This window comes from Micromonospora sp. NPDC048835 (assembly GCF_040649995.1).
Classification (GTDB): domain Bacteria; phylum Actinomycetota; class Actinomycetes; order Mycobacteriales; family Micromonosporaceae; genus Micromonospora.
In genome coordinates this window covers 202,835-228,890 of sequence record NZ_JBEZGM010000007.1, presented here as the reverse complement: position 1 = coordinate 228,890, position 26,056 = coordinate 202,835, and the positions used below count along the sequence as shown (strand labels likewise).

General features: G+C 71.0%; 19 protein-coding genes. 11 read left to right on the top strand and 8 right to left on the bottom strand.

The genetic code is table 11. The features are described 5' to 3' along the window. Positions 1–46: 46 nt before the first annotated feature. Positions 47–2,479, bottom strand: coding sequence for a tetratricopeptide repeat protein (locus AB0C15_RS11560; protein WP_357351122.1), 2,433 nt, complete (start codon positions 2,477–2,479; stop codon positions 47–49). Between AB0C15_RS11560 and AB0C15_RS11555 the strand changes: the two genes are divergently transcribed. Beyond that, the gene (locus tag AB0C15_RS11555; RefSeq protein ID WP_357351121.1) at positions 2,480–3,076 is read left to right on the top strand and encodes a hypothetical protein; all 597 of its coding nucleotides are present in this window, start codon (positions 2,480–2,482) and stop codon (positions 3,074–3,076) included. 162 nt (positions 3,077–3,238) lie between these two features. Continuing rightward, the gene (locus tag AB0C15_RS11550) at positions 3,239–4,504 is read left to right on the top strand and encodes a PHB depolymerase family esterase (protein WP_357351120.1); all 1,266 of its coding nucleotides are present in this window, start codon (positions 3,239–3,241) and stop codon (positions 4,502–4,504) included. Between the two features lie 58 nt (positions 4,505–4,562). Here AB0C15_RS11550 and AB0C15_RS11545 read toward each other — a convergent pair whose 3' ends face one another. The 3 genes from AB0C15_RS11545 to AB0C15_RS11535 all read right to left on the bottom strand — a co-directional run bounded on the left by AB0C15_RS11545 (position 4,563) and on the right by AB0C15_RS11535 (position 8,253). Beyond that, positions 4,563–5,087: a hypothetical protein gene (locus tag AB0C15_RS11545; RefSeq protein WP_357351119.1), complete on the bottom strand. Its 525-nt coding sequence runs from the start codon at positions 5,085–5,087 to the stop codon at positions 4,563–4,565. A gap of 122 nt (positions 5,088–5,209) precedes the next feature. After that, positions 5,210–6,856 carry an RICIN domain-containing protein gene (locus AB0C15_RS11540; protein WP_357351118.1) on the bottom strand — a complete coding sequence of 549 codons (1,647 nt, stop codon included), beginning with the start codon at positions 6,854–6,856 and terminating at the stop codon, positions 5,210–5,212. Positions 6,857–7,065: 209 nt separating this feature from the next. Continuing rightward, complete coding sequence (locus AB0C15_RS11535; RefSeq protein ID WP_357351117.1) at positions 7,066–8,253, bottom strand: amidohydrolase family protein; 1,188 nt, start codon at positions 8,251–8,253, stop codon at positions 7,066–7,068. 196 nt (positions 8,254–8,449) lie between these two features. Here AB0C15_RS11535 and AB0C15_RS11530 point away from each other — a divergent pair, with 196 nt between their 5' ends. Together AB0C15_RS11530 and AB0C15_RS11525 are read left to right on the top strand one after the other, a co-directional pair. After that, entirely contained in the window at positions 8,450–9,403 is a 954-nt protein-coding gene (locus AB0C15_RS11530) for a cyclase family protein (protein WP_357351116.1), read from the top strand. Positions 9,404–9,559: 156 nt separating this feature from the next. Beyond that, positions 9,560–10,927 carry a glycoside hydrolase family 6 protein gene (locus AB0C15_RS11525; RefSeq protein WP_357351115.1) on the top strand — a complete coding sequence of 456 codons (1,368 nt, stop codon included), beginning with the start codon at positions 9,560–9,562 and terminating at the stop codon, positions 10,925–10,927. Here the strand turns inward: AB0C15_RS11525 and AB0C15_RS11520 are convergent. Together AB0C15_RS11520 and AB0C15_RS11515 are read right to left on the bottom strand one after the other, a co-directional pair. Then, a complete protein-coding gene (locus AB0C15_RS11520; protein WP_357351114.1) occupies positions 10,911–11,858 on the bottom strand; it encodes a hypothetical protein in 948 nt (315 codons plus the stop codon). The genes AB0C15_RS11525 and AB0C15_RS11520 overlap by 17 nt on opposite strands. Before the next feature lie 69 nt (positions 11,859–11,927). Continuing rightward, positions 11,928–12,455 (bottom strand): hypothetical protein, encoded by a 528-nt coding sequence (locus AB0C15_RS11515; protein ID WP_357351113.1) that lies wholly within the window; start codon positions 12,453–12,455, stop codon positions 11,928–11,930. 269 nt (positions 12,456–12,724) lie between these two features. Between AB0C15_RS11515 and AB0C15_RS11510 the strand changes: the two genes are divergently transcribed. Beyond that, positions 12,725–15,187, top strand: a complete 2,463-nt coding sequence (locus AB0C15_RS11510) for a M14 family metallopeptidase (protein ID WP_357351112.1) — start codon at positions 12,725–12,727, stop codon at positions 15,185–15,187. A 198-nt stretch (positions 15,188–15,385) separates the two neighbouring features. Here AB0C15_RS11510 and AB0C15_RS11505 read toward each other — a convergent pair whose 3' ends face one another. After that, on the bottom strand, positions 15,386–17,533 hold the full coding sequence (locus AB0C15_RS11505) for a ThuA domain-containing protein (RefSeq protein ID WP_357351111.1): 2,148 nt from the start codon (positions 17,531–17,533) through the stop codon (positions 15,386–15,388). 503 nt (positions 17,534–18,036) lie between these two features. Here AB0C15_RS11505 and AB0C15_RS11500 point away from each other — a divergent pair. From AB0C15_RS11500 to AB0C15_RS11485, 4 genes are all read left to right on the top strand, one after another. Next, positions 18,037–19,266, top strand: a complete 1,230-nt coding sequence (locus tag AB0C15_RS11500; protein ID WP_357351110.1) for a cellulose-binding domain-containing protein — start codon at positions 18,037–18,039, stop codon at positions 19,264–19,266. Between the two features lie 228 nt (positions 19,267–19,494). Continuing rightward, positions 19,495–20,136: a GNAT family N-acetyltransferase gene (locus AB0C15_RS11495; protein WP_357351109.1), complete on the top strand. Its 642-nt coding sequence runs from the start codon at positions 19,495–19,497 to the stop codon at positions 20,134–20,136. A gap of 65 nt (positions 20,137–20,201) precedes the next feature. Beyond that, positions 20,202–20,408 carry a hypothetical protein gene (locus AB0C15_RS11490; RefSeq protein WP_357351108.1) on the top strand — a complete coding sequence of 69 codons (207 nt, stop codon included), beginning with the start codon at positions 20,202–20,204 and terminating at the stop codon, positions 20,406–20,408. 185 nt (positions 20,409–20,593) lie between these two features. Further along, positions 20,594–22,630: a hypothetical protein gene (locus AB0C15_RS11485; protein WP_357351107.1), complete on the top strand. Its 2,037-nt coding sequence runs from the start codon at positions 20,594–20,596 to the stop codon at positions 22,628–22,630. A 45-nt stretch (positions 22,631–22,675) separates the two neighbouring features. Here the strand turns inward: AB0C15_RS11485 and AB0C15_RS11480 are convergent, their stop codons facing one another. Then, positions 22,676–23,257 (bottom strand): TetR/AcrR family transcriptional regulator, encoded by a 582-nt coding sequence (locus AB0C15_RS11480; protein ID WP_357351106.1) that lies wholly within the window; start codon positions 23,255–23,257, stop codon positions 22,676–22,678. A gap of 110 nt (positions 23,258–23,367) precedes the next feature. Here AB0C15_RS11480 and AB0C15_RS11475 point away from each other — a divergent pair, with 110 nt between their 5' ends. Then, a complete protein-coding gene (locus AB0C15_RS11475; RefSeq protein ID WP_357351105.1) occupies positions 23,368–24,816 on the top strand; it encodes a serine hydrolase domain-containing protein in 1,449 nt (482 codons plus the stop codon). A gap of 118 nt (positions 24,817–24,934) precedes the next feature. After that, positions 24,935–25,945 carry an NBR1-Ig-like domain-containing protein gene (locus AB0C15_RS11470; RefSeq protein WP_357351104.1) on the top strand — a complete coding sequence of 337 codons (1,011 nt, stop codon included), beginning with the start codon at positions 24,935–24,937 and terminating at the stop codon, positions 25,943–25,945. Positions 25,946–26,056: the final 111 nt, after the last annotated feature.

The window sequence follows — 26,056 nt, the reverse complement described above, 5'->3', positions numbered from 1 at the left end:
AAGGGTGGTGCGTCTCCAGATCGTCCCAAAGTACGACCGCTCGCGATCAGTGCCGCTGCAACTTGGCGCGGACGGCTGCGGCGTCCGGGTGGTCGAGGGCCGTGAAGAGGTCAAGTGCCCGCTGCCAGTCGGCCCGGCCGGAGGTGGGGTCGCCGATGGCGTGGCGGGTGTCGCCGAGCCGGCTGAGCGTGTCCGCCTCGCCCCAGAGGTCGCCGAGGTCGCGGGCCAGCTCGACGGTGCGCTCGTAGCACTCCACGGCCCGGCCGTACTGGCCGAGGTGGTGGTGTGCGAAGCCGAGGCTGTCCCAGGTGGCCGCCTCGCCGGCGCGGTCGCCGAGCTGCTGGAGAAGGTCGAGTGCCTGCTCGCAGTAGGCCAACGCCCCGAGGTGCTCGCCGAGCTGCGCATGGCACCAGCCGACCGCGTTGAGCGCGTCGGCCTGGGCCCTGCGGTGACCGGTGGCCTGGGCCAGCACGAGGGTCCGCTCGGAGTGCTCGAGGGCCTTGCGCGGCTCGCCCTGCCGGTCCCACAGCGAGGCGAGGTTCTGGTGCGTCCGTGCCTCACCCTCGGCGTCTCCGACGCGGACGTACAGGTCGAGGGCCTTCTCCAGGTGGTGAAACGCGTCGGTGTACCGGCTGACCACGGTGTGAGCGCCGGCCAGGAAGCGGTGCGCGACCGCCTGCGCGACCGGGTCACCGAGACGCTCGGCGGCGAGCAGGGCCGTCCGGCAGGTCTCGACGCGGTCCTGCCAGTGCCCCTGCCGGTCCAGGAACGTGTCGAGGGCGCGCCCCAGCCGCCAGGCGTGGACGTCGAACCCGGCACCGGCGGCCTGGCGGAGCGCGGCGAGCAGGACCGGGTGCTCGGCGGTCAACCAGGCCATCGCCTCCGCGTGGGTGGCCGGCAGCTCCGGACGCACACCTGACACCGGCGGGGTCATCAGGTGGTCGACCGGGTCGCTGTGCGGACGCAGCAGGGCGTCGGCGGCATGGGTGGTGTGGGCGTAGTGGTCGAGAAACCTGGTCGTGGCGGCCGTTCGGTCCGGCTCGGGGTCGGTGCCGTCGCTGAGTTCACCGGCGTACGCCCGCAACAGGTCGTGTGCGGTGAACCGGCCGGGCCGGTGCTCGGCGAGCAGGTTCGCGCGGGTCAGCTCGGTCAGTGATCGGCGGGTCCCGTCCGCCGACCGACCGGCCAGGCTCGCCGCCGCGGCCGCGGTGATGTCCGGGCCCGGGTGCAGGCCCAGCAACCGGAACAGGCCGGCGGCCGGCGGGGTGAGTGCGGTGTACGACCAGGAGAACACGGCGCGCACCTCGCCGACCGCGTCGCCCGCGTCCAGGACGCCGAAGCGCCGACCGGCCGTCCCCAGTTCGGTCGCGAGGACGGCCAGCGGGAAGCCGGACTGCTGGACTCTGGCGGCGGCGATGCTCAACGCCAGCGGTAGCCGGGCGCAGGCGGCGATGATGGCCTCGACGGCCTCCGGCTCGGCGGCCACCCGTTCGGCACCGAGCCGACTGGTGAGCAGGTGACCGGCCGCGTCGCGGCTGAGCAGGCCCAGCGGGATCGGCTGCGCGCTGTCGAGACTCACCAGAGAGGTGAGCTGGTTACGGCTCGTCACCAGCACCATGGCCGTGGACGTGCCGGGCAGTAGCGGACGGACCTGTTCGGCGTCCCGGGCATTGTCCAACACGACGAGCACCCGCTTGCCGGCCAGCGCGCTGCGGTACAGGGCGGCCTGGGCGTCGAGGTCGGCGGGCACCCGGGCGGCCGGCACCCCCAGCGCGTCCAGGAAGCCGTGCAGCGCCTTCGCCGCGGTCAGCGCCTGCCCCCGCGGGTCGAAGCCGCGCAGGTTCACGTAGAGCTGACCGTCGTCGAACCGGTCGGTGACACGGTGCGCCCAGTGCACCGCCAGCGCGGTCTTGCCCACCCCGGCGGTGCCCGAGATCGCGGCGACCACGACCGCGGTGGGCGCGGCGACGAGCTTGTCCAGAAGCGCCAACTCGTCGTCCCGGCCGGTGAGGCTTGCCACGTCGGCGGGCAACTGCCGGGGCGTCATCCGGTCGGGCGTGCGAGGGGCGCGGCGGCGGCTCTCCTCGATCCGGTCCCGGGCGGTGGCCAGCGCGCCCTGCTCCGCCGGCGTGGCACCGAGGAGCCGTACGAGGGCGTCGAGCCGGTCGGTGGGCGGCAGTGTCTTGCCGGTGAGGTATTCCGCGATCGCGGTGTGCGACCAGCCCGTGCGGGCCGCCAACTCGCGATAGGTCAGCTCGGCGTCGCCCTGTCGGCGGGCGTGCCTGCGTCGTAATGCCCGCAACAACCCGGCGAGGTCGTCCGACGTATGCGCCCCCGCAGCGTCCAGCGCCCTGCCCCCCAGCGTCGACGATCGACGTCCGTCAGTGTACGGCGGTGTACGGAATCCGGGCCAGGGGCGCGCTCCGATCGGCGATCCTGCTCGGGTGCAGAGCGCACTGATCGAACCATTGGAGGTCATGTGTCCGTACATCTCAAGCCTCTGGTCCTGGCCCTGACCGTGCTCGCGGCGACGCTCACCGTGCCGGCGGCGGCCGCGTCGGCGGCGCCCGACGCCGTCTGCAAGACCAAGGCGGCCTGCGCCGACGACGGCCTACGGGCGACATCGTCGGGGAAGGCGGCGCGCACCACTGGTGACATCACGACAAACGCGATCCGGGTGCCCACGCCGCCCGCGTTCCCGCCGGGCACCCCCTGCTACCGCGAGGAGGTCGCCGAGGAGGTCTACGAGACCGCCACCTACACCACCATCTACGAGATGTACTTCCAGGCGAGCGTCTGCATCTTCGCCAACGAGATCGTGCTGTACGGCCTGGACACCTCGCTGTCCTTCCCCAACGAGGTGCAGGACCCCCGACTGACCTCGATGCAGTTCGTGGTGCGCGACCAGGTCGTCCACTACAGCCCGACCGAGAAGGATGGTTACTCCGAGCTGTGGGTGACCTTCTGTACCGACCCCGCGCAGCCGGGCACCTGCCAGCGGTACCTGCACCGGCTGGGCCTGATGTTCAACCCCGCCTGGGTCTACCCGTTCTCTGTGTTCCAGCGTCTGAACTGACGGCGGCGGGAGTGGCGTTTCCCGCCTGACCGGTCAGGGCGTCCCAGACGGTTCTGGGACGCCCTGACCGCCGTGGTGTGGCACAGGTTGCCAGCGGATCTCCATCGCGTTACGTTGAGACGCCATCGACGATCGTCTACATCGTTAGGTACGGGGGCCCGCATGTCCACGCCTGTCACTCGTCGCAGCGTCCTGGCCGGTGGGGCCGGCGCCGCCATCGGCCTGGCCCTGCCCGGCTCCGCCGCCCACGCCGGTGGCCGCCATCCCACGAGCGTGAGCTTCACCCTCGACGCGAGCACGCTCGACGGCGGTGAGCAGGTCACCTCGGTCACCCTCGACACCGGCCGGCTCGGGCCGATCGACCCGGCCGGTCTGACCCCCGCCACGTTCACCGTGCACGCCAAGGCGACCAGCCCGATCCCGATCGCCCCCGGCGACCTGATCTTCAGCGAGTACGACCTGGACCGCACGGTGACCGCGGCCCGACTCGACCGGCACGGAAACATCGTGCTGGAGCTGAGCCACGCCGAAGGCCAAGCCGGCGGCGGCACCCTCGGCTACGTCCTGAGCAGGGGCCGCAACGTCCAGTTGGACCTCGTCTACACCATCACGCAGAACGCCCCGATCGCCCGACGCCACGCTGCGCCGCTCACCATCACCCGCTTCGTGCAGGGGCGGCTGACCAACCCCGAGGTCGACGCCTTCAGCTACCACGTCTCGGGCTCGGGCCTGAAGTACCGGCTCTACTCTCCCGACCACTCGCCCCGGCGCGGTCGGCGGCCGCTGATCGTCTGGCTGCACGGCGGCGGCGAGGGTGCGGCACTGTCCGACGACTACTACGACAACGAGACCACACTCCGCGCCAACCGGGGTGCGCTCGGCTTCGCCACCCCGCAGGCTCAGCGGATCTTCTCCGGCGCGTACGTGGTGGCCCCGCAGAGCACCTCCTACTGGATGGAGGACGGGCCACGCTTCGCCCCGCTGATCCGCGAGATCGTCCAGGATCTCGTCCGTCGCAAGCGGGTCGACCCGGACCGGATCTACGTGGTCGGGTGCAGCAACGGCGGCTACATGTCCCTGGAGATGACCGTCGCCTACCCGGACCTGTTCGCCGCGTCGGTGCCGATCTGCGGCGTCGTCGAGCCGCTGAGCGGAGAGGGCCCACCGCTGATCACCGACGCGGAGCTGGCGAGCATCCGGACCCCGACCTGGCTGGTCACCTCACTCGACGATGACACCGTGCCACCCGAGACCAACACGATCCACGCGCACGACCTGATCCCGGGATCACTGGTGAGTCTGTACGACAGCGTCGTCTGGAACGGCTACCAGTTCCCCGGCCACTGGTCCTGGATCTACGTGGCTCGCAACGACCCGAGCCTCAACGGCACCCACATCTGGCAGTGGATGGCCCGCCGTCGCCGGTGATCCCCTCTTCGAGGGGCCCCATCAGCCTGCCGCGTCGACAGCACCGGCGCGGCAGGTGTCACCGCTTGCGGCGTAGCTCGCGCAACACGCCGTGCCGACGCAGCGCCCACCCGAGGCGACGTACGTGCGGGTGCCACACGAACAGCACCGCCGCCCGGCGGATCAGGCCGAACCTGTTGTCGTTCAGCTGTGTCTCGATCGCCTGCCAGACCAGCTCGCGCACCTGGGCGCTGGCCAACACCGCCCGCACCTCACGCCGCACCGCGGGGTCCTCGGCCGCCGATGCGATGGCGGCCGCCTGACCGGGCCGGTCCGCGAGCGGCTCCACCGCCGCCGCGACGAGCGGCCTGCGGACCTCGTCCCGCTCCAGCAGCAGCAACACCGCCTCCCGGATCTCGACCGTGTCCAGGGCGGAACGCAGCAGACTCAGCAGGCTGCGCTCCACCTCGTGGTCGTGCTCCGGGACGGACAACGTCGCCAGCAGGCCCGCGATCTCTTCGAGGTCGACGACGTGTCGCACCCCGGTGCGGAACTCCGGCAACTCCCACGCGACCCGTAGAGCCTTGACGAGATTGCGGTTCATGGCCTCTGCGCTACCCGCGAGCGCCGGCCGGCGAAACCCCACGCCCGGTCCGGCCGGCGTCACGGCCACTGTTCCGGCCGGGAGTGGCCGCCCGCGGTCCGGGGCGGCCACTCCGCACCGGGTCAACACCAGGTGAGCGTCGAGTTCACCCGGGTGACGTTGCTGATCGTGTTGTTCGCCCCACCGCAGGGGCTCTGGGTGATGTTGGTGCCGCTGACGGTCAGGTTCTGGAACCGGATGCCGGAGGAGATCGGGAACTCGCTGCGGGCCGCGATCCGCACCTCACCACCGCCGGTCACCGTCCCGGACACCCCGGCGATGACGACGTTGTAGCAGTTCTCCACCAGGATCGAGTTGTTTCCCGTGTTCGAGATCGTCACCCGGTCGATGACCGCGCCACCGGACTCGGACACGCAGAAGATCCCCCGGCCACCGCCGGACGCGATCACGGTCCCGACCCGGATGTTCGTCGGGTACGAGTTGCCTATCCGGCCGTTGCGATTGGCCATCCGGAACGCCGCGTACCCGGTCCCGGCGCCGGCGTTCTGCGCGTCCACAGTGCCCACCGTGGCGTTGATGGTGTCGTTGAGCAGCAGGCCGGAGTCCCGGGTGTTCCGTGCCGTGACGGTGCCGATCGTGAGGCCGTCCACGCCGTACGTCTCCACCCCGTGTGTGCCGGTCCCCGACACGTACACGGTGTCGATGCGGATGTTGCGCACCTTGACCGCGCGATCCCCACCGTGGTTGTCGATCCGGATGCCCAACCCGCTGGAGAGCCGCATGTCGATCTGTCCGAGGGTCAGGTTGTTCACGTTGCGCATGAAGATCCCGTACAACGGCGCACCGGTCAGCGTGAGGTTCTGCACCTCGACGTCAGTGGTGCCCCGCGAGTACACGGGTGCCTGGTCGCCGGAGCCCGAGCCGGTCACATTGACCGTGCCGCACACGGCCAGGGTCGTGTACGACGGCAGGGACAGCCGGGAGCCCGCGCTCATCGAGCCGGAACCGCGAACCACGACCCGCTGCTTCGACGTACGGCCCGAGGAGAGCGAGTTGACCGCCGCCTGCATCGCCGACAGCATGTCCGAACCCGAGTAGACAGTCGACGAGCCGTTGCGGGCCGTCCAGGTGCTGCCGCTGAGTACGGCCTCGGCGTTGCTCGACCCGCTGCCGCAGCCGGTGCTCGGTGGTGTGCCGCCACCACCGACCGCGACCAGCTGCCACTGCTGGTTCGGGCCGTTGACGTCGGCGTACTGACTGATCCGGCCGCCGTCGGCGGTGGACCGCTCCCAGACCTCAAGAGCCTTCGCGGAGTGGCGGTTGATCAGCCGGACGTAGCCGCTGTCGGAGTCGAGGACCTGGAACTGCTGGTTGGTGCCGTTGGCATCGGGCCACTGGCGGAAGTCGGCGCCGTCGGCGGTGTTCCACTCCCAGAGGTCGACGACCTTGCCACTGTGCCGGGCCTTGAGCCGGTAGTAACCGCTGCCGGAGGAGACGAACTGGAACTGTTGCCACGCGCCGTCGTTGCGGGACCACTGCTGGATCACCGCGCCGTCGGCGGTCGAGGTGTCCCGGACGTCGAGGACCTTGCCGCTGTTGCGGTTGACCAGGACGTAGTAGGCGTTGGTGTCGATGGTCGCCGCCGTTGCCGGTGGTGCCCCGACCAGCACAGCGCCGACCGCACCGACAAGCGTGGTGATGATGGCCAGTGCCAGGCCCCCACGCCGACGTCGACCGACCGGCGATCTGCTCAAGATGGTGAAAGGCATCGATCCTCCTGGCGGGATGCGCTCCGACCGCAGTCCGTCGCTGGTCCCGTCGATGGCCGGCGACGTCGGACAGGGCCGGGGGGTGGCGCGCAGGGCTGGGAATGTGACGGTGGCGTTGCCGCCGGGTGGCGGATTTATGTTGGCGTTAACATCGACACCTGTCAAGGCGTGATGGTCGCTCACCTGGCCGGAGACCGTGCCCGCCGTCGTCATTCCATCCGCTCGCCGGCGCGGTACACGGCGAGCGGGCGGCGCAGCACCGTGATGTCGCTCGTCGGGTCGCCATCCACGACCAGCAGGTCGGCGTCGAACCCGGGGCGGACACGACCCTTGCGTCGTCCCAGGCCACACACCTCGGCGCCGACCGAGGTGGCCGAGGCGAGGGCTGCGGTCGGCGGGATGCCGCAGGCCACGTACTCGACGAGGGTCTCCGGCAGGATCCCGTGCGGCTTCGCGGGGCCGAGGCCCGCGTCCGAGCCGGCCACCAGGCGGACCCCGGCCCGGTGCAGGGTGGCAGCGCCGTCCCGCAGCGCGGCCTCGCTGAGCCCGGCCCGTGCCGCCATGGCCACCACCTCAGGCGGGGTGACCACGGCCGGGTCGGTGCCGAGCGTGGCGCAGACCGCCACCCCGGAGGCGGCCAGCCGGTCCGCCAGCTCGGCGGGGACGCGGGCGCCGGCCGAGGTCACGCAGGTGCAGTGCTCGATGCCGTCCACGCCGACGCGCAGCGCCTGCTCGACCGCGCTGAGCGCGTGAGCGTGCGCGGTCACCCGCAGGCCCAGGTCGTGCGCCTGGGTCAGGGTGGCGACCAGCGCCTCGTCGGTGAACTGCGGCCGCGTGGTGTCGGTGCCCGGGGTGAACACCCCACCGCTGGCCATGACCTTCACCAGGTCGGCGCCGGCCGCCGCCCGCAGGCGTACGGCCTCGCGAACCCCGTCGACACCGGCCACCTCGCCCCCCAACGACCAGCAGTGCCCGCCGACGCTTGTCAGCGGTGCACCCGCCGCGACCACCGTCGGCAGGTCGTCCCGCACCCCCCGACCCCGCCAACGGAGCACCGCGCCGCGCCGGTCGCCCAGGTCCCGAATCGTGGTGACGCCGGCCGCCAGGTGTCTGCCCAGCGATGCCTCAATGACCGCGTCGAGGTCTGTCTCGGGACGCTGGGCCAACCGGCCGAGCGCCTCCGGGCCGGCGTCAGCGCACAGGTGCACGTGCGCGTCGACCAGACCGGGCAGCAGGGTGCCGTTGGGCTCCTCGCGCACCGGCCAGCCGTCCGGGGTCTGGGCCCTACCCTGGTGGACGTCGGCGATGCGCCCGTCGTCGATGAGGACCAGCACCCCGCCGTCGACAAGCCGTTCGCCGTCGAACATCCGGGCCACCCGCAGCGCACGCTTCGTCATCGTCACCCCAGTCCGCCTGCTCGTCCCACCCACCCCGGCCGGTGGCGGGCGTCTGTCGTGGTCCGAGGATCGCACCGTCGCAGGGCGCAGGACCTCCCTCGCCAGAGCGGATGTCCTCCCTCTGCCGGTTGAACACCCTCGGGCTACCCTGACCTGCGGTGCCTCCAACCGCGTGACCCGAGGAGTCGGTGCTGACATGACCGCAGGGCAACCGACGCCGACCCAGGACGACGTGCTCGGCTACTTCGACACGCTGTCGAACTGGGGTCGGTGGGGCGACGACGACGAACTCGGCACGCTCAACCACATCACCGACGACGTCCGGCTGGCGGCGGCGCGAGCGGTGCGGCACGGCAGAAGCGTGTCCTGCGCGTGGGAGGTCGCCGCACCTGGCGACATGGAGCGGTCGACGACGACCTGTCCGTGCGCGGCCGACATGCCGGGTGCCGAGAACATGCCGGCGCACTTCCACGCCGACCGGCGCTGGGGCTTCTCGTCCGAGCGGCTCGGCATCTCGTTCCACGGCAACACCCTCACCCACCTCGACTCGCCGTGCCACATCTTCTGGGACGGCGCGATGTACAACGGCCGGTCGCACTCGTTGGTCGACGCCACGACGGGTTCGGCGTGGGCGGCCGTCACGGCGGCGGCGAACGGAATCGTCACCCGTGGTGTCCTGCTCGACGTGGCGGCGGCCCGCGAGGTGCCGTGGTTGGAGCCGGGACAGGGTGTGTCTCCGGACGATCTCGAGGAGGCCGAGCGTCGCCAGGGTGTGCGGGTGCGGCCCGGGGATGCGGTGCTGCTGCGGACCGGCTATGGCCGTTTCCGGCACGAGAACGGTCCGGCCAGCGGCTTCGCCCAGGCCGGCTGGCACGCGTCGTGCCTGCCGTGGCTGCGGGAACGGGGGGTCGCGCTGATCGGTGCCGACAGCCCTCAGGACGTTCAGCCGTCCGGGTACGACGACGTGTTGATGCCGGTCCACGCCGTCGGCCTGGTCGCGATGGGGCTGTGGCTGCTCGACAACTGTGACCTGGAGGCGTGCGCCACGACGGCTGACGAGCTGGGCCAGTGGGACTTCCACCTGGCGGTCGCGCCGGTCCGCTTCGCCGGCACGTCCGGCAGCCCGGTCAACCCGATCGCCACCTTCTGACCGCTGCCGCGGTACGGCCCCCCGATCCGACGACGGTGCGGCACAATGGAAACCGGAATCGAAGCACGTGAATGTGCGGTCGCGGTGCGAGACGGTCGGCGCAGCCGGTCCGAAGCCGCAGGCCGGCGCGGACCAGCTGCTGAGAGGGCGGCCACCATGATCTCGTCACGTCGGGAACGAGAGCCCGTCCGGGTTCGGCCGGTCCTCGCCGCCGCCGTCTCCGTGCTCGTCGCGGGGTTGCTCGCCGCCGCTGATCCGGCCCACGCCGTCGATCCACCACACCGGGTGGCCAACCCCTACGTCGGAGCCCGGGTCTACGTCGATCCCGAGTGGGCCGACCGCGCGACGGCGGAGCCCGGCGGCGACGCGGTCGCCGGTCAGCCGACCGCCGTCTGGCTGGACCGGATCGCCAGCATCGACGGAGACGACGGGAGGATGGGCCTGCGTGAGCACCTGGACACCGCGGTGACGCAGCACGCCGACCTCGTCCAGGTGACCCTGTACAACCTCCCGGGCCGCGACTGCGGCCGCCGCGCACCACAGAGTGAGCTGTCGATCGGGGAACTCGCCCGGTACCAGGCTGAGTTCATCGACCCGATCGTCGAGATCCTCGCCACGCCCGCCTACGCCGACCTGCGGATCGTCGTCTTCGTCGAACCGAACTCGCTGCCCGACCTGGTCGTCAACACCGGCAGCCGCTACGCGGCCACCCCTGCCTGCGACGATGCGGCGGCGCGTGGCACCTACCAGCACGGGATCGGGTACGCCCTGGCCCGGCTCGGCGACCTGCCAAACGTCTACTCGTACCTCGACATCAGCCACCACCTCGAGGTCGGCTGGCCCGAGGACTCCGGGCCGCTGACGGCGCTGCTGTCGCAGGTCGCGACAAGCGCCGGCAGCACTGTCGCCGACGTTCACGGTTTCGTGGCGAACACCGCCAACTATTCGGTCCTGCACGAGGAGCACTTCCGCGCTGATGACGTCGTCAACGGCCAGCCCGTGCGGCAGTCGAAGTGGGTCGACTGGAACCCGTTCATCGACGAGGTGCCGTACGTGCGACACCTGCGGGGACTGTTGACCGACGCCGGCTTCGCCCCGGACGCGGGTGTGGTCGTCGACACCTCACGCAACGGCTGGGGCGGTCCGAACCGCCCCACCGCCCCGGCGCCCTCTGGCGACCTGAACCGCTACGTCGACGGCAGCCGGATCGACAGGCGGGCAGCGGTCGGCAACTGGTGCAACCAGAGGGGCGCCGGCCTCGGTCAGCGTCCCGCCGCCGAACCGGAACCGGGCATCGACGCCTACGTCTGGGTCAAGCGCCCCGGCGAGTCCGACGGCAGCAGTGGCAGCCCGAGCCCTGGCCAGCCGTACGAGCCGATGTGCGACCCGAACTACCTGCCGCCGCGCGGTTCCGTGTACGACACCGGCGCGACAGCTGGCGCTCCGCCGCTGGGGGAATGGTTCCCGGCGCACTTCCGTCAGTTGCTGGCCAATGCCTGGCCACCGCTCAGCCCAGCTCGATGACGGGCCGGGTCAGCATCTCGTCGACGTACCCGTCGTCGGAGGCGAGCCACCGGCCGAAATCCCTGTCACGGTAGGCGGTCGCGAGGGCGAGCCAGCCCAGGAAGAAGCCGCTGCCTCCGCAGGTGGTGCTGCCACCGTCGCCGCCGCACACGACCGTGGGCTCGGTGGTGGTCTCGTGCCGGTACGGATCCTGCCCGATCGCCAGACCCCACAGGTTGGCCTCGCGGTGCGTCCCGGTCGAGTGGTCGTACGGGTAACCGTCGTCGGGGCAGTCGTCACCCCAGCGGAACAGCGTCGTCGCCCCCGCCCCGCACGCCCACTCCCACTCGTCCGGGGTCGTCGTCCGCAGGCCGGCGCTCGCGAGCTGGGCCATGGCCTCGTCGTAGGACATGTCCGCTGTGGCTCGGGCTGTCGTCACCTGCCCGGCCTGATCGAACTCGACGGTCAGCCCACCGGCGGACCGGAGCATGCTGATCCCGGCAAGCCCATCCCGCTGCGACGCGACGAGTGTGCGGACCCGGGGGTGATCCGGCGCCAGCGAAACCTCGCGCGGGTCGAACGCCTCCGTCGCGACGAGCATCGCCGGCAACTCGACGCTGCGTACCGGTGAGGTCATCGCGTCGACGTAATCGGTCAGCGGTGGCAGGCCGTACTCCTCGGCGCTGTCGGCGTAGCTGGCCGACTGGCCCGGCGAGGGCCGGAAACGAGCGGCGTCGTGACCGAGCGTCGGTAGCCCACCGGGCACCAGGGCGAACCGCATCCCGTCCCGCTCGAACAGCGCCACCCGGTGCGACCGCCCCGCGTACACCGTGTCCTGAAGGCCGACCGGCACGGCCAGACCGTGCCGGTCGGCGATCTCCTCGACGAACCGGCGGGCGGTGCTGTCGGAGAAGCTGTTCCACTGCGCGAACGTGAGATCGGCGTGCGACACCGCGCAAGGATAGGACCGGACGCGTCGCCCGCGCAGCCCGCGACATGGCGACAAGCAACCTGCTGATGGTCATGGCTTTTCGAGTCCGTGCGGCCCGGATGCGCGTCGGCCGTAATTGGCGGCGACGGCGATGACGAGTGGCCCCCACCCGAGCATCGGGGCGTAGTAACGCAGGACCTCCCAGCCGGGCGGCGGGTGCGTCGGTTCGTCCCCGCCGATCCCCACCCACCCGCTCTGCACGAGGTGGAACCTCTCATTGAGCAGGAAGTACACGCAGATGGTGACGAGCAGCCAGCCGCCGATCAACGCGACGCGCACCACCGGACGCGCCGGGATGGGCCGCCCTCCGATGCGGGGCACCCAGTGCGGAACCCGCTGTCCCCATCGGTACACCAGGCCGAGCGTCAGCAGGGCCAACCCCATCGACAGCGCGGATAGGAAGATCATGTACCACGGCGTGACGGCATCGTCGGTGAACACCAACGTCAGTCGCCAGGCCGCCGACGGCAGGACGCAGAGCGGAACGGCGTAGGCGGCCCAGATCGCCCACCGTGGCGGGGCGGCGGTCGAGACGCGGGCGGAGTCAGCAAGGCTCATGGAGGCTCCTGTCCTGGGTTGCGGTCATGACGGCGTCGGTCTGGATCCGGTCGGCACACCTACGACAGCCATGGATCCACGATTGCCGGCGGGCAAGTCGCGCTCATCCCCGACGGAAGGGGAAGCTCTCCCCCTGCCGGGGGACAGGCCGTCGGGCGCCTCAAGGAATGCTCAAATTCGATCGACGTGCACCACTGGAGCCGCGATCGCACATACGCTCACCGGACCGGTCCGCCGGCAGTCACCCGTCGTTTGGAGAAGGAGGGGGAATGCGGCGTACACCGCGACGCATCGCGCTTCTCGCGCTGTCCACCCTGGTGGGTAGCATCCTCGTGGCAACCGGCCCGGCCGGCGCGGACCCGCCGGCGCCGTCCTCCGCCGGCGCCATCGAGAGCCCTGTCCCGGTACGCCTCGTTCAGATCAGACTGACCGGTGCCGACATGCTGGACCGGGTCTCGGCGGCCGGCTTCGACCTCGAACATGGCCTGCGGCGGGTGCCGAACGGCATCGAGGGCGAGGCGGTGGTGACCGCCGAGCAGGGCGCCGAACTCACGGCGATGGGCGTCGACGTGCTCGGCGATGACGCCGGCTTCGCCTGGAGCGACGAGGCCGACGGCGGTCTGGGCGTCGGCGCGCGGGCAGCCCAGCCGGCACACCACGAGGCGACGGTACGCGTCGTCCGGGCCGACTGGTTCACCACGAAGGGCCAGGGCTTCCTCTACGTCGAGGCTCGGACGACCGAGGGGCAGCAGGAGGACCCGGTCGTCGGGATGCAGGTGGAGAACGACTCGGGGCGGGGTACACCGTTCGGCTTCGCCCGGACGATGAGCCGGTTCGTCGACTCCGGGCAGTACATGTTCCACCGGAACCTGTTCAAGCTCGACGTGCGCCCCAACAAGATCAAGCTGACCAGCTCCACGGGTGGCGTCGCGACCGGCGTCGTCTCCAACTGGTTGGAGGACGCTCCACCGCCGCTCACCGCGAACCCGTCCTACAAGTCGGACTTCGTGGACGGCTACCGGCACCCGCAGCAGCTCTACAGTCGCGCCAAGGAGATCGCCCGGCAGTACCCGGACATCGCCGAGATCGTCTACCTGCCGAACCAGACCAACGGGTACCAGCGCAAGGCGCAGGCCCAGATCGGTGGCACCGGGCAGGCCGCAGTCGTGGTCACCTCCGCGGCCTGGGGTCACCAGGGCGGCAACGACATCACCGTGGACTTCGTGGACCGGCCCGACCCCGACCTCCCGCTGGCGGTGGAGGTCACCGGCACGGCGGTCCGCGTCCTGCTCGCCACGGACGCCTCCGGTGCGCCGGTGAGTACCGCCGCGCAGGTGGCGGAGGCGCTGAAGACCGGGTCTGCGGGCCTTATCGAGCGGGCGCATCCGTACCGCACCAACGAGGGCACCGGGATCGTCGCGCCGACCGCCGGGCCGGTCGCGCTCAGCGACTTCCTCGACCAGAAGCGGGCCGGAGCGCCGGCGGGGGAGGTGCCGCGCGGTCCGGTCACGATCCCGGTCCTGCGGATCGGAAAGCACCGTGACGGGAAGAAGCCAGGTGTCCTCATTCAGGCGCAGGACCACGCCCGGGAGTGGGTGCCGGCGACGACGAGCCTGGAGTCCGCCGAGCGTCTGGTGCACAACTACCGGTCCGACCGGGAGACGAGGAAGATCGTCGAGAACACTGATGTCTTCTTCATCCTGTCCAACAACCCTGACGGGGCGAACTACAGCTTCTACAACTTCGCCTCCCAGCGCCGGAACCTGACCAACCACTGCCCGGACGCCAACGCCGACCCGGGCCGGCGCAACTCCTGGGGTGTCGATCTGAACCGGAACTACCGGGTCGGGTCGGGGCACGACGGTTACGCGGGCGCCTCGACGAGCTGTGTCAGCGACACCTACCAGGGGCCGGAGAAACTGTCCGAGCCCGAGGCGAAGAACATCATCTGGCTCGTCGAGAAGTACCGGAACATCAAGTTCATGATGTCGGTGCACTCCAACGGCGGTCAGCTCTTCTGGCAGCCCGGCGCGTACATCGCGGACGGCCGGATCACCACGCCGCGTCCGCCACTTGGTGACGAGGCGTTCTACTGGCAGTCCGCCGCGCGGATCCTCTCGCAGGTCAAGGCGCACCGGGAGACCGTGGTCACGCCGGAGAACGTCGGCGGCTCGTCCGACGTCCTCTACTCCTCGGCGGGCAACGTACGCGAGGACCTCTACCACACCTACGGGATCTACGCGTTCGGCTGGGAGGTCGGCGGCTCCGTCTACAACCCGGCCACCGGCGACTGGCAGGGCGGCTCGTTCCAGCCGGAGTGGGCGGGGGACCCCGAGCTGGTCAGTGGCCACGCCGAGACGATGGAGTACGCCAACGGGATCATGGAGATGTTCCGGGTCGCGGCGGACTGGGGCCGGGACAAGAAGAACCCGACGTCCCGGCTGGTCCCGGGTGCGGGGCGCTACTCCGGGCCGGTCGACGTGCGCTTCGAGACCGACGAGCCGGCCACCATCTACTACACGACCGACGGCAGCCGACCCACCCTCGATTCACCCCGCTACGCGGCGACCGAGTTCCGTGAGCCGGGGGAGGTGTTCCACGTGACCGAGACGACAACGTTCCGCTGGTTCTCGGTCGACAGCGCCGGCAACATCGAGAAGAACTACGACCCGACGAAGGACGACAGGCGCATCAACTACCGCACCGCGACGATCAGGATCGCCAAGCGGTAGTGCCACCGCGGTGATCGTTGCCCCGTCGGTGCGGTCCACCCGCGCCGACGGGGCACGTTCTCCAACGCCACACCCGAACTGGACGGGCTCAGGGTCGAGGGGCAGCCGGCGCGGCCGGGGGACGCCAGCCGCACCGGCTGCCCTGGGGGTGGTCCGCCATCGCCGGAGGGGGCGGTTCGACAGCGGACCCGATGGGGGTCAGCTGCCGTACACCTCCAGCTCCCACAGCGAGTACCCGTACGCGGGCAGCGCCCGCTGGGTGCCCTGGACGCGCAGGTAACGGCCGGTGGCCGAGACGGCGATGTCGTCCACACCGCCGTCGCCCGTGGTGGTGGTGTACGCGGGTGACCAGGTGGCGTTGTCCGGGGAGACCTGGATCTGGTACGCCCGCGCGTACGCCGCCTCCCAGGTCAGCCGGACCCGATCCAGGCTGCGGGACGCGCCGAGGTCAACGGTGATCCACTGCGGGTCGGCGTACGCGCTGCCCCAGCGGGTGGTCGTGTTGCCGTCGACGGCGTTGGCCGCCGCGTGCGCGCTGCCCGGCTCCACGCTGGACGCGGTGACCGGCCGGCCGCGGGACAGCAGGGTGCTGCCGGCGGCGGTGCCGTGGACGTTGAGGTCCCACAGCGAGTAGCCCCACTGGGTGGCGCGCTGGGTGCCGTACACCCGCAGGTAACGGCCGGTGCCGGTGACGGACAGGTCGTCGACGCCGCCGTCTCCGGTGGTCGTGGTGTGCAGCGTCGACCAGGTGACGTTGTCCGGTGAGAGCTGGACCTGATAGGCCCGCGCGTGGGCCGTCTCCCACGACAGCCGCACCCGGTTGACCGCGTACGTGGCCCCCAGGTCGACGGTGATCCACTGCGGATCGGCGTACGCGCTGCCCCAGCGGGTGGTGCCGCTGCCGTCCACGGCGTTCGCCGCCACGTGTGTGCTGCCCGGCTCCACGCTGGACGCGGTGACCGGCCTGCCCCGGGCCAGATCGGTGGTGGGCGGCTCGTTCGGGCCGTCGGCCCTGATCCGCACGTTGCGGTAGTTGATGTCCATTCCGGCGCCGTCGTTCTGCAACCCGATGTAGCCGTCGGCGATGGCCCGGCTGCTGACGTAGTCGTTGATCTTCACACCGTTGAGCCAGATCTCGACCCGCTGGCCGTGCACGCCGATCTCGTAGGTGTTCCAGGAGCCGGGTGGGTTGAGCGCCGCCGCGCGGGCGGTCTGGTCGGGCGCCTGGAAGCTGTAGACGCTCCCGGTGGTGCGTGTCGGGTCGCCGTCGGTGGCGTCGATCTGGATCTCGTGACCGGTGGCGACCGGGCCCCACGGGTCGCCCTGCGGGTCGGGGAACCCGATGAAGACCCCACCGTTGTCGTCGCCCGGCATCATCCAGTCGACCTTGAGTGAGTAGTTGCCGAAGGTACGCACCGGGTACCAGAGCAACCCCATGCCACCGTTCGACGTCAGGGTGCCGTCGGCAAGGGTGAAGCCGCCCGGTCCCGCCTGCCGCCACTGCCCGAGGGTGGCCTGGGTGCCGTCGAACAGTGGGCTGTAGCCGGGCTCCGGCCGACAGTCGGCCGCCACCGCCCCGGCCGCCACCCGGATGCCGCCGAGCAACATCCGGGTGAAGTTCGGGTCGCTGTAGCTCTGCTCGGTGTGGCCGAGGCCGGTGTACCAGGACCGCCCGCCGCCGTAGCTGTGGCACCAGGTGACAGGGTGGTCACCACCCATCGACCCACCGGTGTACGACGACTCGTCGAGGCTTGCCAGCACCTTCACCGCGGAGCGGGGGTTGGCCCGGTAGTTGTACCACTCGTCGGTGCGGGTCCAGGTCGACGACAGGTGCGCGGTCGAGGCGTTGGCCCGGTCCTCGACCCGTACGGTCGCCTGCTGGGTGGCCGGGTGCGAGGCGAAGTAGGCGCCGACCAGCCCGCCGTACCACTGCCAGTCGTACTCGGTGTCGGCGGCGGCGTGCACCCCGACGAAGCCGCCGCCAGCGGCCATGTACGCCTCGAACGCACCCTGCTGGCCGGCGTCGAGGACGTCGCCGGTGGTGCTGAGGAAGACCACCGCCTGGTACTGGGCGAGGTTGGCGGTGGTGAAGGTGGCGGCGTCCTCGGTGGCGGTGACGGTGAAGCCGTTCGCGGCGCCGAGCTGCTGGATGGCGGCGATGCCGTTCGGGATGGAGGAGTGCCGGAAGCCTGCGGTCTTGGAGAAGACCAGCACCTTGCCCAGCGGTGCGGCCTCGGCCGGGGTGGGGGCCACCGTCGTCGCGCCGACGGCGAGAGTGAGCCCGGTGACGACGGCGGCGGCGAGCAGGGCAGTGAGCGCGATTCGTGACGGCGGCGTCTTCTTCATCGACACGATCTCCTCTGGATCGTCGTGCGGATGCAGGTCTCGCACCCCGGGAAGTGCCCCGGTGCGCCCGCGTCCGCCGAAACGAGGGCGATGTCGAGACGACGTAGGGCGGTGTCACCGTGCCGCGGGAAGGCGGTCCGATGAACATCGATCTACATCGTTGATGTGCAGTTAACCTCGGGCGTCGGTGAGGGTCAATCCCCTGGGATCGCCAGTGCCGCATCAGGAGCGGTGCGTCCATTCGCGTGGCGGTCCGGGTCGGCGCTTGATTGAATAGCCGTTCGTCAATAGATTGAGGGTGGGTGCCGCCTGACGTTCGGGAGACCGGATCATCGGCGGCTGACAGGTCCACCTCGAGCCGGGGCACGTCGGTCGTATGCACCGACCACTCGCTGTGGCGCATCGCCGCGCCGCACCCAGGGCAGGCTCTCGCGCTGCGCCGTTCACTGGCGCATGCCGACGCGCCCCGCCTCCGTCCAGCTCGATGGCAGAAGGACCCTTTCATGACGAATCTCCGCGCCCGCCGCACGTCGACCCTGCTGGTCGTCGCCGCGCTGGCCGCCGCCGCGACCACCACCGGAGCGGCCCTGCTCACCGGCCCGGCCGCAGCCGCCCAGGGCTGCCGGGTCGACTACACGCCCAACCAGTGGCCCGGCGGATTCACCGCCACCGTCAAGGTCTCTCCGGGGGACACGGCCGTCTCCGGCTGGACCGTCACCTGGAAGTACGCCGGGGACGAGCGCGTCACCAGCGGCTGGAACGCCACGGTCAGCCAGTCCGGTTCGACGGTGACCGCCCGCAACGCGTCGTACAACGGCAGCATCGCGGCCGGCGGCTCCACCGAGTTCGGGTTGCAGGGCACCTACGGCACCAGCGGCGGCGCCCCGACCGGGTTCAGCCTGAACGGCGTACCGTGCAACGGCGCCACACTGCCCCCCACCACACCGCCCCCGACGACGCCGCCGCCCACCACGCCGCCCCCGACGACGCCGCCGCCCACCACACCGCCACCCACCACGCCACCGCCCACCACCGACCCGCCGGTCGGGTGTGCCGGCGCGGTGCTCTGCGACGGCTTCGAGAGCCAGACCGGTTCGACGCCGTCCGGTGACTGGGCCGTCGTGAGCCCCGACTGTTCCGGCACCGGTACGGCCACCATCGACACGGCGACCACCCACAGCGGCAGCCGGTCGGTCCGGATCAACGGCACCGCCGGGTACTGCAACCACGTCTTCGTCAGGTCCACGAAGAGCCTCGGCAGCCTGGGCGCCGTCAGGTACGCCCGGGTCTGGGTCCGGCACACCACCGCCCAACCCACCGAGCACACCACGATGATGGCGATGGCCGATGCCGCCGACGGCAACAGGGACCTGCGGCTGGGTGGCCAGAACGGCGCGTTGCAGTGGAACCGCGCCTCCGACGACGCGACGCTGCCCGAGCAGAGCCCCGCCGGGGTGGCGCAGAGCCTGCCGCTCCCCACCAACAGGTGGACCTGTGTCGAGTTCATGGTCGACGGTGCGGCCGGTCAGCTGCGTACCTGGGTGGACGGGGCCGCCATTCCCGGGCTGACCGCGGACGGCTCACCGACGCACGACATCGACGGCCAGTGGTACAACCGCACCTGGCGGCCGCAGCTCACCGACCTGAAGCTGGGCTGGGAGAGCTACGGCGGCGGGGCCGACACCCTCTGGTACGACGACGTCGCGGTGGGAGCGAGCCGGATCGGCTGCTGACCTTTCCAGGTTGAGGGCGGCGACCCTCAGCGATGCGCGCTCGGTCGAGGGTGTGACCTGGCAGTCGGGTCACACCCTCGACCGCGCCCTGGACACCGGGGCGCCCCGCACCGCACCCGGCACGAGAGGATGACCCGACACTGTCCGGTCCGCGCGATGGCCGAGGGCGGGGGCATCGCCGCATCCGCTCTCGGCAGCCGCGGGTTCGGTGACGAGGAGAGGGCGACAATGGACCGCACGTTGGCCGACATCCTGGACGCGGCGGCGCACGGGCACTTTCCGCCGCCGGACGGCGGGACCACTGTCGTCCCGCAGCCGAGCCACCGCGACGCCGGAGTTCTCGCCTTCACCGCGCACTCGGTGGTGTTCACCGACGAGGACCCGCAGTGGGTGCGTTCCACGCTCGCCAACCTCGACTGCGACCCGTTGGCGGCCACGATGAATCCGCGTTTCCTGGGTGCGCTGCTCGACCGCACCCGACGCCTGACGGACACGATCGACCTGCTGACCGTCGCGAGCCCTCTCGCCGGGCCGCCGCCACTGCGGCTGACCGCGCTTGCCGATGCCGGTCATCCCCGCGAGGTCCGGGCCCGTCGCCGCCGTGACGACGTCCGCGTCTGGGTCGCCGACGGCGGGGTGGTCGTCCTCGGCCGAGGGGTCGCCGGCCGTTGGGAGGCGGCGATCGAGGTCGACGACGAGCGTCGCCACCGGGGCCTGGGGCGGGCACTGGCGACGGCCGCCCGACACCTGGTGCCCGACGGCCAGCCGGTCTGGGCCCAGCAGGCCGCCGGCAACGCCCGCAGCGTACGGGCCTTTCAGGCTGCGGGGTTTCGACCGGTGGGCGCCGAAGCGCTCCTCCTCGCGACGTAGACACCGCGCCGGACGGACCACTGTGGGCCGAACCGTGATCAGCGGGATGGTTTCCGCGATCACTCGTGGGGGCATCCCGGCGGACGAAGGCAACCGCCCTCTACCCCCTGATCGAGGAGAACACCATGTCGGCCCAGGCATTTCTCTACGTCGTCGCCGTCATCCTGATCGTGCTCGCCGCCCTGCCACTGCCCACCAGGGGCGTCTCGCTCGCGCTTCTGGGTGCCGCCTGCGCCCTGCTCGCCTACGCCTGGCCGGTGATCACCGGGTGACCCTCCGGTGAGGCTTCGTCGACGTGCGGCCAGTGGCCGGCGGCCAGTTGTGCGTGTGGGCCGCCGGCCACCGGCGTGTGTCGCGGAGGTCATGGGCGGACGCACCAATGCTTGCTGAGCTTCTTTCACGAGCGTAGGAAGAACGCCACCCGTCGATCCGCCGTCAAGCGTCGAAGGAGATGCGTGTGACCACCTCCAGAGGGCTCCGTCTCGCCGTGTCAGTGCTGGTGACCGCAGGTGCCGTCCTGCTCGGTACGGCGGCCCCCGCCGCACCGCCGACGACTCCCGGACCGGCCGGCAACCCGTCCTGCGACCCGATCGACCCGACCGCCTGCCTGCTGCCGTTCCCGAACGACTACTTCACGGTGCCCGACCGGAGCAGCCCCACCGGCAAGCGGGTCCGCTTCGCTGCCGCCGCGATGCCCGCAAACGTGCGGGGCACTCCGATCGACCCGGCCGAGTGGAACCGGCAGGACGGGTTCAGTCCGGGTTCCCCAATCCTGGTGCGCGTGCCCGGCCTCGACGCCGCGGCGAGCGGGATCGCACCGGTCACCGACATCGGCCGCTCGCTGGCGCCGGACGCGCCGATCGTGCTGCTCGACACCCGGACCGGGAAGCGCACGCCGTACTGGGCCGAGTTGGACGCGCACGCCGCCGGCCAACCCGACCGACAACTGCTGATCATCCGGCCGGCGGTGGCGCTGACCGAGGGTTCCCGCTACGTCGTCGGGCTGCGCGGGCTGCGGGACGGCAGCGGGGCGGTGATCCCGGCGCCGAAGGCGTTCACGGCGTACCTGACCGGTGCCGGTATCGCGCAGCGGGACGCTCGGGGGCCGCAACTGCGGCGGATCGTCGCCGAGCTGAGCCGGGCCGGCGTCGACCGACACGGCCTCTACCTGGCGTGGGACTTCACAGTGGCCAGCCGGCAGGGGCTCACCGGACGGATGCTCGCGGTCCGCGACGGCGCGTTCGCCGGCCTCGGCCGGGCCGCCCCGCCGGTCACCGTCACCCAGGTGACCGACTACGCACCCGAGCAGGATCCGCTGGTCGCCAGGCAGGTGACCGGCACCGTCGCCGTACCGTCGTATCTGACCGGCGACGGCGGGCCCGGCTCCCGGCTGCACTACGGGCCGGCCGGCGGCACCGGGGCAGCGCCCACGCCGAACGCCCTGCCCACGCCCTCCGGCGCGACGGTGGCGGCGGACTTCGTCTGCCACATCCCACGCAGTGCCTCGGCCACGAAGCCGGCACATCTCTCGCTCTACGGCCACGGGCTCCTCGGTCGACCAACCGAGATCAACGCCGGCAACGTCAGGACGATGTCGAACACCCACAACTTCACCTTCTGCGCGACAAGTTGGATCGGCATGGCCGCCGCCGACGTTCCCTTCGTGGCCGGAGCGTTCACCGACCTCAGCGTCTTCCCGGCGGTGGCGGACCGGTTGCAGCAGAGCTTCCTGAACTTCCTCTTCCTGGGCCGCGCGATGATCCACCCGGCCGGGTTCGCCGCTCAGCCCGCGTTCCGGGAGACCGCCACCGCCCGGCCGCTGATCGACCGCGCCGGTGGGCTGCACTACGACGGCAACAGTCAGGGCGGCATCAACGGAGGTGCGCTCACCGCCATCGCCCAGGACTGGACCCGGTCGGTCCTCGGCGTACCCGCGATGAACTACTCCACGCTGCTGCAACGCAGCGTGGACTTCGCGCCGTTCCAGGCCGTGCTCGACGGCTCCTACCCGGACAAGGTCGACCAACAACTGATCCTGGCCCTGCTGCAGATGCTGTGGGACCGGTCCGAGGCCAACGGGTACGCCCAGCACATGACCGACCACCCGCTGCCGCGCACCCCGGCGCACCGGGTGCTGATGCACGTGGCCTTCGGCGACCAGCAGGTGTCTCCCGCCGCGGCGGACGTGCAGGCACGCACCATCGGCGCTCGCCTGCACACTCCCGCGCTCGCCGACGGCTGGTCACTCGACGTGCGGCCGTACTGGGGCATCCCACCGATCCGCCGCTACCCGTACACCGGCTCGGCGATGGTGGTCTGGAACAGCGGGGAGGCCGCCGCGCCACCGCCGACAAACCTCGCCCCGGCCGGGCCGGAGTTCGGCGACGATCCACACGAGTTCCCCCGCGCCCAGGCCGCAGCCCAGAAACAGAAGGCGATCTTCCTGCTCACCGGCAGGATCGTCGACGTCTGCGCGCGAAAACCCTGCTCGTGACGCCGTGCCTGCCGGGACCAGCTTCCCGGCGGGCCGGCGCGTCCGCTACGGGCGCGGCGTCATCCCCACGAGAAGGGCCTTGAGTACGCGTTCGACGTACTCATGCGTCAGCGGCTCCTGAAGGATGAGGAACTGGAAGTAGAGCGGGCCGGACAGGATCGCCATGGCCACGTCGAGGTCGAAGTCGGGTGAGATCTGCCCCTGCTGCTGGGCTCTGCGGAGTCGGGCAACGGTCCGGTCCGCCTGGGGGCGGATGAAGCGTTCGTTGAGCGCGGCGGCGACCGACGGATCGTGCTGGGCCTCGCCCACCAGGGCCCGGTAGAGGGGACCCAGCGGTGGCCGACCCAGGAGGTCGACGGCCGCGTGGATCTGGTGGCGTAGGTCGGCGATGACGTCGCCGGTGTCGGGGTAGTCCAGCGCGGGTTCGCTGGAGGTGAGCACCGCGTCCAGAAACAGGGCGCCCTTGGACGGCCAGCGCCGGTAGATCGTGTGCTTGCCGACGCCCGAGCGGGCCGCGACCCCTTCGATGCTCAGTTTGGCGTAGCCAACCTCCTGCGCCAGTTCGACCGTCGTGCGCATGATCGCTTGGGTCCGGTCGGTGGCTCTGGTGCGGCGGTCGTCGCTCATGCCGCCACTGTAGCGGCACGGCACGTGCCGTTGACAATCCACTCGGGGGCGGCCAGACTGGGCGCAAGGATGGAACGGCACGTGCCGTGCCGCAACAGATAGGAAGCAGCATGATCGAGATGTTGAGCGGGAACGCCGACAGCGACAGGCGCCCCCCGTTCACGCCGGGGGCGCCCGGCCGGCGATTCGACGTCGACCGCTGGCAGCGGCGGTTCGACGACCTGCGCCGCACCCACCACGTCCCCGGTGCGAGCCTGGCCGTGCTGCTGGATGGGGACGTCCACGAGCTGGCCAGCGGGGTGCTGCACCGAGGCACCGGCGTGGCGGTCACCCCGGACTCGGTGTTCCTGTCCGGCTCGATCGCGAAGGTCTACACCGCGACGCTCGTCATGCGGCTCGCCGACGAGGGGAAGCTGGACCTGCACGCCCCGGTCGTGGACGTGCTGCCGGAGTTCGCCACCCCCGACCCCGAGGCCACCAGAACGATCACCATCCGGCAGTTGCTGTCCCACACCGGCGGCGTGACGAACGACTTCAACTTCGATGGCGGCCGGGGCGACGACTGTCTCGCCCGGTACGTCAGCGAAGCCCGACGGGTGGCGCTGGACTGCCCGCCCGGCACTGCCATCTCGTACGGCGGACTCGGTTACATCGTTCTGGGCCGCGTCATCGAGAAGCTCACCGGCCTCACCTGGGACCAGGCACTGAAGAGTCTGCTGTTCGAGCCGCTCGGCCTGGAACGCTCGATGACGCTGCCGGAGGAGGCGCTGCGTTTCCGCGTCGCCATGAGCCACCTGGGCGAATCCGGCGAATATCCCGATCCTGCTCCGTCCTGGGACGTGATGCCCCGCTCCATGGGGCCGGCGGGCAGAGTCATCGTCTCCGCCGGCGACATGGCCCGCTTCGCCCGGATGCACCTCGACGACGGTCTCGCCCCCGACGGAACCCGTGTGCTGTCCGCCGACGCTGTCGACGCCATGCGACGGCGCGAGGTCGACGTGCCCGACAAGTGGACGGTGAGCGCGGACGGGTGGGGTCTGGGCTGGACGCTCTACGACTGGGACGGCATTGCCGGTTACGGCCACGACGGCGCGGCCATCGGCCAGTACGCCTACCTGCGTGTCGTCCCGCACGCGAAGCTCGCCCTGGTCCTGATGACCAACGGCGGTGCGGCCCGGCTGCTCTACGCCGACCTTTTCCGCGACCTGCTTGCCGAACTCGCCGACGTGACCATGCCCGCGCCGTTCGCCCCGGCTGCCGTACCACCCCCGGTCGACCTGGCACCGCTGCTCGGGACGTACCGGCGCGAGGGCGTCGTCCTCACCGTCTCCCGCGCTGCCGACGACTCGCCGCACCTGCGGTACGAGTTCGTCGACGACATGGCGCACATGTCGCCGCCCCTGGAGATGGGCCTGGAACCCGTCACGGCAACGGTCTTCGCCGCCTCCGGTGCGGGACCATCGTTCAGCGAGGACTACATGCCGGTGGTCTTCTCCACCCTCACCAACGGTACGCAGGTCTGCTACGTGGGGATGCGTGCCACCCCCAAGGTCGCCTGACAGCCCACATCCAGCGCAAAATCGTCGATGCACCACATTGATCGGGGTCGCGGCCCCTTCGGTACCCTCTGACACGCTCTGACAACGCCTGACGACGTCGTCTGGACAGGGGAGAGTCATGAAGGACCAGCGGGCCGCCACCGAGTCGACTCAGGACAGACAGGCCGCCGAGAGGTTCGCCGAGCAGCTACGGACCCTTCGGGCCAGCGCGGGCGATCCGTCGTTCCGCAAGATGGCCGGTCGGTCGGGCCGGATCTCGCACACCACGCTGCACGAGGCCGCCGCCGGAACCAGGTTCCCCTCCTGGGAGACCGTCCGGGAGTTCGTCCGGGCCTGCGAGGCGGACGAGGCCCAGTGGCGGAGTCGATGGGAGGCCGCGCAGCGCCCCCAGACGATGCACGGCGTCGAGGGCGACGATGTCGTACCGGTCGGCACCGACTCCCCGTCCGGTGTGGGAACCCCGAGCAGCCCGGCTGGGATGGAGCCCGGCACCGGAGCCGATGCTCCGCAGACCCACCGGCCGGTCGTGACCGGCGTCCCCGCGATCTCGCCCGAGGAGCAGGGCGCACGGCAAGCCCCCGGCGCCCCGCACAGTGACGAGGAGGTGGTGGGTGCGCGGCGGCAACGGCTGCCGTGGCTCGCCGCTGCTGCGGTGGTGCTGGTGGTGGCGATGGTCGCCGTCCTCGGCGTGATCGTCCGTGGCCGGTCGTCCCAGGAGAATCCCGGCGCGGTGGCGGCGTCGACGTCACCGTCACCGTTCTCGGACTCGCTCATCGCCGGCGACTCCAGCAAGTTCGTCGCCGACGTCACCATTCCGGACGGCACCCGGGTACGGGTGAACTCCCAGTTCGTGAAGGTGTGGGCCCTCAAGAACGTGGGGAAGGTCGCCTGGCACAACCGCTTCCTCGCGCGCACCAACCCCACCGCCGACGCCGACGGGTGCCAGGTGCCGGACCGGGTGGCGATCGGCGACACCCCGCCCGACGAGCAGGTGATGATCAGTGTCAAGGTCACCGCGCCGAGCCGTCCCGGGAAGTGCTGGGTGAGCTGGAAGATGGTCGACGAGAACGGGCAGGAGTACTTCCCCACCCGCCGGCCGGTGTACTTCATGGTCACCGTCACCGCCTGAACGCGCTTCCGATCACCTCGGGCGATGTCAGAGTGCGGCCGCTCGGTGTCAGCCCCGGATGCCACCGAATCTGACAACACCACTTCCATCGAGGTGGGTGCCGGTCTCGTG

Excerpts from the sequence above, each read along its gene's own strand:
- AB0C15_RS11530 (WP_357351116.1), top strand. The coding sequence starts at position 8,450 with ATGACCGCAGGGCAACCGACGCCGACCCAGGACGACGTGCTCGGCTAC.
- AB0C15_RS11495 (WP_357351109.1), top strand. The coding sequence starts at position 19,495 with ATGGACCGCACGTTGGCCGACATCCTGGACGCGGCGGCGCACGGGCAC.
- AB0C15_RS11545 (WP_357351119.1), bottom strand. The coding sequence starts at position 5,087 with ATGAACCGCAATCTCGTCAAGGCTCTACGGGTCGCGTGGGAGTTGCCG.
- AB0C15_RS11550 (WP_357351120.1), top strand. The coding sequence starts at position 3,239 with ATGTCCACGCCTGTCACTCGTCGCAGCGTCCTGGCCGGTGGGGCCGGC.
- AB0C15_RS11535 (WP_357351117.1), bottom strand. The coding sequence starts at position 8,253 with ATGACGAAGCGTGCGCTGCGGGTGGCCCGGATGTTCGACGGCGAACGG.
- AB0C15_RS11500 (WP_357351110.1), top strand. The coding sequence starts at position 18,037 with ATGACGAATCTCCGCGCCCGCCGCACGTCGACCCTGCTGGTCGTCGCC.
- AB0C15_RS11480 (WP_357351106.1), bottom strand. The coding sequence starts at position 23,257 with ATGAGCGACGACCGCCGCACCAGAGCCACCGACCGGACCCAAGCGATC.
- AB0C15_RS11525 (WP_357351115.1), top strand. The coding sequence starts at position 9,560 with ATGATCTCGTCACGTCGGGAACGAGAGCCCGTCCGGGTTCGGCCGGTC.
- AB0C15_RS11560 (WP_357351122.1), bottom strand. The coding sequence starts at position 2,479 with ATGACCTCCAATGGTTCGATCAGTGCGCTCTGCACCCGAGCAGGATCG.
- AB0C15_RS11510 (WP_357351112.1), top strand. The coding sequence starts at position 12,725 with ATGCGGCGTACACCGCGACGCATCGCGCTTCTCGCGCTGTCCACCCTG.
- AB0C15_RS11470 (WP_357351104.1), top strand. The coding sequence starts at position 24,935 with ATGAAGGACCAGCGGGCCGCCACCGAGTCGACTCAGGACAGACAGGCC.
- AB0C15_RS11505 (WP_357351111.1), bottom strand. The coding sequence starts at position 17,533 with ATGAAGAAGACGCCGCCGTCACGAATCGCGCTCACTGCCCTGCTCGCC.
- AB0C15_RS11475 (WP_357351105.1), top strand. The coding sequence starts at position 23,368 with ATGATCGAGATGTTGAGCGGGAACGCCGACAGCGACAGGCGCCCCCCG.
- AB0C15_RS11515 (WP_357351113.1), bottom strand. The coding sequence starts at position 12,455 with ATGAGCCTTGCTGACTCCGCCCGCGTCTCGACCGCCGCCCCGCCACGG.
- AB0C15_RS11540 (WP_357351118.1), bottom strand. The coding sequence starts at position 6,856 with ATGCCTTTCACCATCTTGAGCAGATCGCCGGTCGGTCGACGTCGGCGT.